Source organism: Methylobacterium sp. WL6 (genome assembly GCF_008040095.1).
GTDB lineage: Bacteria > Pseudomonadota > Alphaproteobacteria > Rhizobiales > Beijerinckiaceae > Methylobacterium.
In genome coordinates, this window is record NZ_VRVH01000248.1 from 1 (window position 1) to 6,863 (window position 6,863).

Here is a 6,863-nt window from a genome sequence, read left to right on the forward strand (position 1 = left end):
GGGCTCGCGGTCGCGGCCGCCGCCGTCGCGGCGACGTGGCTGCCGCGCGCCTTCCTGCCGCCGTTCAACGAGGGCTCGTTCACCGTCAACATGGCGTTCAACCCCGGCATCTCGCTGCCCGAGAGCAACCGGATGGGGCTGGTGGCCGAGCGCCTGCTCCTCGAGATCCCGGACGTACGCTCGGTCGGCCGCCGCACCGGCCGGGCCGAGCTCGACGAGCATGCCGAGGGCGTCCACTCCTCCGACCTCGAGGTCGACCTGAAGCCCGGCGCCCGGCCCAAGGACGCCCTCGTCGCCGACATCCGCGCCCGCCTCGCCCTGCTGCCGGTCTCCGTCAACGTCGGCCAGCCGATCTCGCACCGGCTCGACCATATGCTCTCGGGGGTGCGCGCCGAGATCGCGCTGAAGATCTTCGGCGACGACCTCGATACGTTGCGGCGCCTCGCCGACGACCTGCGCCAGCGCCTGTCCGCGATCCCCGGCATCGCCGACCTGCAGGTCGAGAAGCAGGTGCTGATCCCGCAGCTCGAGGTCCGCGTCGACTATGCGCGGGCCGCCCTGTACGGGGTGCAGCCGGCGGCGCTCGTGGACCAGCTGAGCCGGCTGTCGAACGGCCAGGTGGTCTCGCGCGTGGTCGACGGCATCCGCCGCTTCGACGTGGTGATGCGGCTCTCCGACACCCAGCGCACCACCCAGGCGCTCGGCGACCTCCTGGTCGAGACGCCCTCCGGCTGGGTGCCGGCCCGCCAGATCGCCGACATCCGCGAGACCGACGGCCCGAACCAGATCCTTCGCGAGAACGCGCGCCGGCGCATCGTCGTCCAGGCCAACACCGCGCCCGGCGCCGACATGGGCCGGGTCGCCGCCGCCATCCGCCAGCAGGTGGATGCGACCCGGTGGCCGGCCGGGTACGCGACCAGCCTCGAAGGCGCGTTCCAGGCGCAGGGCGAGGCGGCGCGCACCATCGGCCTGCTCTCGCTCGTGTCGCTGGCGCTGGTCTTCACCCTGCTCTACGGCCGCTACCGCTCGGCCGTGCTGACGCTGATCATCCTCGGCAGCATCCCGCTGGCGCTGATCGGCTCGGTGGTCGCCCTGTGGCTCGCCGGGCAGCCGCTCTCGGTCGCCTCGATGATCGGCTTCATCACCCTGACTGGCATCGCGACGCGCAACGGCATCCTCAAGATCAGCCATTGGCTGAACCTCGCGATCCACGAGGACCTGCCGTTCGGGCCGGACCTCGTGATTCGCGGCAGCCTGGAGCGGCTGACGCCGGTGCTGATGACCGCGCTCGCCGCCGGCATCGCGCTGGCGCCGCTGCTCGTCGGCGCCGACGCGCCCGGCAAGGAGATCCTGCACCCGGTCGCCGTGACGATCTTCGGCGGCCTGATCAGCGCGACGCTGCTCGACACGGTGCTGACGCCGATCCTGTTCCTCGGCTTCGGCCGCCGGCCGGTGGAGCGCCTGCGCGCCGCCGCCCGGGCGGAGGCGCCGACCGGGGTTGCGACGGCCGATGCGTTTTGACGGTGCGTCACTTCCCTCCCCCCTCTGCGGGGGAGGGAAGACGCACCTAGTCCTGCTGAACCAATGTCGCCACCCCGTAAAACCCAGGAGCCGACCATGCGCCCCGTCCTCGCCATCGCCCTCCTCCTCGCCCTCGCCGCCCCGGCCCGCGCCGCCGGCCCGAACGGCGGCGTCGTGGTGGTGGCGGACGGGCATCCGATCGAGCTCGTCGCCTCGGAGACCGCGCTGACGTTCTTCGTCACCGACGACGACGGCGGCCCGGCCGCGACCGCGGGGCTGACGGGCAAGGCCTTCGTCCAGACCGGGGCCGGGACCGAGACGGTGCCGCTCGCCGGCGCCGCGCCGAACCGCATGGTCGGCGCGCTCAAGGGGCCGCTGCCCGCCGGCGCCAAGGTGGTGTTCTCGGCGCGGATGCACGGGCACAGCCTGCAGGCCCGCTTCGCGCGATAGCCCGGCGCCCTTCCGGTCGCGGGCCCGATGCCGTAAGGCCCGCGGGACCATCCCGAGGGTCCCTGACCGCATGATACGCCTCGAAAAGATCGGCAAGCAGAACGGCCGGCAGATCGTCTTCATCGAGGCGTCCGCCGCCCTGCAGAAGGGCGAGAAGATCGGCCTCGTCGGCCCCAACGGCGCCGGCAAGACCACCCTGTTCCGGATGATCACCGGCGAGGAGGAGCCCGACGAGGGCCAGGTCGCCACCGATCGCGGCGTCACCATCGGCTACTTCAGCCAGGACGTCGGCGAGATGTCGGGCTGCAGCGTCGTCTCGGCGGTGATGGACGGCGCCGGCCCGGTCAGCGCCGTCGGCCTGGAGATGAAGGCGCTGGAGGCGGCGTTCTCCGATCCCGACCGGGCCGACGAGATGGACGCGCTGATCGCCCGCTACGGCGAGGTCCAGGCGCGCTTCGAGGAGCTCGACGGCTACGCGCTCGAAGGCCGGGCCTACGAGGTGCTGGCCGGCCTGAGCTTCTCCCAGGAGATGATGGACGGGGACGTCGGCAAGCTGTCCGGCGGCTGGAAGATGCGCGTGGCGCTTGCCCGCATCCTGCTGATGAACCCGGACGTGATGCTCCTCGACGAGCCCTCCAACCACCTCGACATCGAGAGCCTGATCTGGCTCGAATCCTTCCTCAAGGGGTTCGAGGGCGCGCTGCTGATGACCTCGCACGACCGCGAGTTCATGAACCGCATCGTCGGCAAGGTGATCGAGATCGACGGCGGCACGCTGACCACCTTCTCGGGCGACTACGCCTTCTACGAGCAGCAGCGCGCACTCAACGAGAGCCAGCAGCAGGCGCAGTTCGAGCGCCAGCAGGCGATGCTCGCCAAGGAGATCAAGTTCATCGAGCGCTTCAAGGCGCGGGCGAGCCACGCCGCCCAGGTGCAGAGCCGGGTGAAGAAGCTCGACAAGATCGAGCGCGTCGAGCCGCCGAAGCGGCGCCAATCGGTGGCGTTCGAGTTCCAGCCGGCGCCGCGCTCGGGCGACGACGTCGTGATGCTGAAGGGCGTGCACAAGCGCTACGGCAGCCGCACGATCTACCAAAACCTCGATTTCGGCATCCGCCGGCGCGAGCGCTGGTGCGTGATGGGGGTCAACGGCGCCGGCAAGTCGACGCTGCTGAAGCTCGTGACGGGCTCGGCCCAGCCCGACGACGGCACGGTGGCGGTCGGCGGCAGCGTCAAGCTCGGCTACTTCGCCCAGCACGCCATGGACCTGCTCGACGGCGACCTCACCGTGTTCCAGGACCTGGAGAGCACCTTTCCGCAGGCCGGCCAAGGCTCCCTGCGCGCGCTCGCCGGCTGCTTCGGGTTCTCGGGCGACGACGTCGAGAAGCGCTGCCGGGTGCTCTCGGGCGGCGAGAAGGCGCGGCTGGTGATGGCCAAGATGCTGTTCGACCCGCCGAACTTCCTGGTGCTCGACGAGCCGACCAACCACCTCGACATCGGCACCAAGGCGATGCTGATCGACGCGCTCTCCGCTTACGAGGGCACGATGCTGTTCGTGAGCCACGACCGCCACTTCCTGGCCGCGCTCTCGAACCGGGTGCTCGAGCTCACGCCCGACGGCATCCACCAGTACGGCGGCGGCTACACCGAGTACGTCGCCCGCACGGGCCAGGAGGCGCCCGGCCTGCGCAGCTGAGCACGGGACCGGAGCGCGGCACGAGCTGCGGCGCCTCGACCGCATCCGCGACGTCCCGCGCCGCCCTGGCGACGGCTGCAGGGTGGCGGCCATCGCCCCCGATCGCCGCATGCGCGAGTGCCGAACCGCGCCCCCGCCGGCCGGCCGAGCCGCACGATTCCCGAGCCGGATCGCGCCGCTTCGGCGCGCGAGGCCTTCGTGCGCGTCCGGGTCGGCGAGCGGGACGGGCGCCCCCCGTGGCTGTGGCGCCGGTGCCACCGTCCCCCGAACCAACGCGACGACCGGCCATCACGCTTTGACGCGCGGCCGGGATCGGTTTACAGCGTTTCACTAGGGCTTAAGCAAGAACCGTGCCTATAGCGTAATAACGCGGGGCGCGGCCTGTTCACCGAAGAGGACCGAGGCCACGCGATGAGTTTGCTGCAACGGCTGGAAATGCGCCAGGGCCAGTCCCTGGTGATGACACCGCAGCTTCTGCAAGCGATCAAGCTTCTCCAACTCTCCCAGCTCGATCTCGCGGCCTACGTCGACGCCGAGCTGGAGCGCAACCCGCTCCTGGAGCGCGCCGAGGCCGAGCCGTCCGAGGGGCCGGCCGAGGGCGCGGAACCCGCCGCCGAGACCTTTGAGGGCGCCGCCGAGTGGACCGCTGCCGAGGTCGACCCGGACCGCGGCGAGATCGACGGCGATTTCGACGCCCGCCTCGACAACGTCTATCCCGACGACGCGCCGAGCCCGATCCGCGAGGCGGCCACCGGCGACATGCTCTCGCTGACGCCCGCGCCCTACGGCAGCACCGGCGGCAGCTTCGATTCGGAGGCGCCGGACTTCGAGGCGACGCTCACCGTCGAGACCTCCCTGCGCGAGCATCTCGGCCGCCAGCTCGACCTCGCCACCCGCGACGCCACCGACCGGCTGATCGGCGGCTTCCTGATCGATGCGGTGGACGAGGCCGGATACCTGCGCGAATCGATCGACGCGGTGGCCGAGCGCCTCGGCGCCTCCCTCGACCGGGTGGCGGGCATGCTCAAGCTCGTCCAGAGCTTCGATCCGGCCGGCATCGCCGCGCGCGACCTCGCCGAGTGCCTGGCGATCCAGCTGCGCGAGCAGAACCGGTTCGACCCGGCGATGCAGGCGCTGGTCTCCCGCCTCGACCTCGTGGCCAAGCGCGATTTCTCGGCGCTGCGGCGCCTGTGCGGCGTCGACGACGAGGACCTCGTCGAGATGCTGGCCGAGATCCGCCGGCTCGACCCCAAGCCCGGGCGGGCCTTCGGCTCCAGCGGCGTCGAGGTGCTGATCCCCGACGTGTTCGTGCGCGCGGCCCCCGACGGCTCCTGGCTGGTGGAGCTGAACGGCGAGGCGCTGCCGCGGGTGCTGGTCAACCAGAGCTACTACGCCCGCGTGGTCCGGGGTGCGAAGGCCGAGGGGGACAAGGCCTTCCTCTCCGAGGCCCTGCAGACCGCGAACTGGCTCACCCGGAGCCTGGAGCAGCGCGCGCGCACGATCCTCAAGGTCGCCACCGAGATCGTGCGCCAGCAGGACGGGTTCTTCGTCCACGGCGTCGCGCACCTGCGGCCGCTGAACCTGAAGACGGTCGCCGAGGCGATCGGGATGCACGAATCCACCGTTTCGCGCGTCACCTCCAACAAGGCGATCGGCACCAGCCGCGGCACCCTGGAGATGAAGTACTTCTTCACCGCCGCGATCCCGGGCGCGGCGGGCACCGCCGCGCATTCCTCGGAAGCCGTGCGCCACCGCATCAAGCAGCTCGTCGACGGCGAGACCTCGGACGACGTGCTCTCCGACGACGCCCTGGTGCAGAAGCTGCGCGGCGAGGGCGTCGACATCGCCCGCCGCACGGTGGCGAAGTACCGGGAATCGCTGCGGATCCCGTCCTCGATCGAGCGCCGGCGCGAGCGCTATGCGCAGGGCGGGATGCAGCCCGGGGCGATGATGGCGCGCTGAGAGCCCGCGAACCGGTCGCGTGCGCCGTCCGCGGCGGCCTATAGCCTGGATCCGAGGCTCGAACCAGGAACGGATCCGGACATGATTGGTTGTGCGCAAGCAAGTTCAGGAGACGTTGCATGCTCGCGAGCCCGGTTCACTACAATCCTGACGTCGAGACCGTGACCGTCGAGGAAGGGCGGACGATCGACAAGCTCAACGAGACCTTCGACACCATCCTCAAGACGGTGGCCGAGGATTCCGGGCACGCGGTGCGCTCCGTCCACGCCAAGGCGCACGGCATCCTCGAGGGCGTGCTCAGGATCGACGCGGACCTGCCGCCCGAGCTGGCGCAGGGCCTGTTCGCCACGCCCGGCGAGCACAAGGTCTACCTGCGGCTCTCGACGAACGCGGGCGACATCCTGCCCGACGCCGTCTCGCTGCCGCGGGGCCTCGCTCTGAAGGTGCTCGACGTCGCGGGCGAGCGGCTGCCCGACGCCGAGGGCACCACGCAGAACTTCATCTTCGTCAACGGCAAGGTGTTCCAGGCGCCGAACGCCGACAAGTTCCTGGGCAGCCTGAAGCTGCTCGCCGGCACCACCGACCGGGCCGAGGGCCTGAAGGTCGCCGCCTCCACCGTGCTGCGCGGGGTCAACAAGGCGCTGCACGCGGTCGGCATCGACAGCCCGACCATCGGCGCGCTCGGCGGCGCACCGAACGTCGATCCGCTCGGCGAGACCTACTACAGCGTCACCCCGTTCCGGTACGGCGACCACATCGCGAAGTTCTCGGTCGCCCCCGTCGCCCCGGCGCTGACCGCGCTCACCGGCACCGAGATCGACGCCTCGGGGCGACCGAACGCGATCCGCGAGACGGTCCAGTCCGAGATGCGGGGCATCGAGGGCGTGTGGGAGTTCCGGGTCCAGCTCTGCCGCGACCTCGAACGCCAGCCGGTGGAGGATCCGACGGTGGAGTGGGACGAGGCGGAGGCGCCGTTCCAGCGGGTCGGCCTGATCACCGTCCGGCCGCAGGACAGCTGGGAGCCGGGCCGGGTGCAGGCGGTCGACGAGGGCATGCGCTTCAGCGTCTGGACCGGGCTCGCCGCGCACCGGCCGCTCGGCAACATCAACCGGGCGCGCAACGCGCCCTACAAGCACTCGGCCGCGTTCCGCGAGCGCTTCAACGGCTGCCCGATCCACGAGCCGGCCGGCGGCGACCGAGCGGGCGGGTGACGCGCCGGCCGGCTCGTGGATCGGGC

General features: G+C 71.3%; 5 protein-coding genes. All 5 read left to right on the forward strand.

Features of this window, described 5'->3' with window-relative positions:
* A partial coding sequence (locus tag FV230_RS22290; RefSeq protein WP_147843956.1) for an efflux RND transporter permease subunit occupies positions 1-1,521 on the forward strand: 1,521 nt, incomplete at its 5' end.
* A gap of 96 nt (positions 1,522-1,617) precedes the next feature.
* Positions 1,618-1,971 (forward strand): hypothetical protein, encoded by a 354-nt coding sequence (locus tag FV230_RS22295; RefSeq protein WP_187274913.1) that lies wholly within the window; start codon positions 1,618-1,620, stop codon positions 1,969-1,971.
* 70 nt (positions 1,972-2,041) lie between these two features.
* Entirely contained in the window at positions 2,042-3,664 is a 1,623-nt protein-coding gene (locus FV230_RS22300) for an ABC-F family ATP-binding cassette domain-containing protein (RefSeq protein ID WP_147843958.1), read from the forward strand.
* 411 nt (positions 3,665-4,075) lie between these two features.
* A complete protein-coding gene (rpoN, locus tag FV230_RS22305; RefSeq protein WP_147843959.1) occupies positions 4,076-5,626 on the forward strand; it encodes an RNA polymerase factor sigma-54 in 1,551 nt (516 codons plus the stop codon).
* A 119-nt stretch (positions 5,627-5,745) separates the two neighbouring features.
* Positions 5,746-6,837 carry a catalase family protein gene (locus FV230_RS22310; RefSeq protein ID WP_147843960.1) on the forward strand — a complete coding sequence of 364 codons (1,092 nt, stop codon included), beginning with the start codon at positions 5,746-5,748 and terminating at the stop codon, positions 6,835-6,837.
* Positions 6,838-6,863 lie beyond the last annotated feature (26 nt).

Coding starts and splice junctions, on each gene's coding strand:
- FV230_RS22295 (WP_187274913.1), top strand. CDS start 1,618: ATGCGCCCCGTCCTCGCCATCGCCCTCCTCCTCGCCCTCGCCGCCCCG.
- FV230_RS22300 (WP_147843958.1), top strand. CDS start 2,042: ATGATACGCCTCGAAAAGATCGGCAAGCAGAACGGCCGGCAGATCGTC.
- rpoN (WP_147843959.1), top strand. CDS start 4,076: ATGAGTTTGCTGCAACGGCTGGAAATGCGCCAGGGCCAGTCCCTGGTG.
- FV230_RS22310 (WP_147843960.1), top strand. CDS start 5,746: ATGCTCGCGAGCCCGGTTCACTACAATCCTGACGTCGAGACCGTGACC.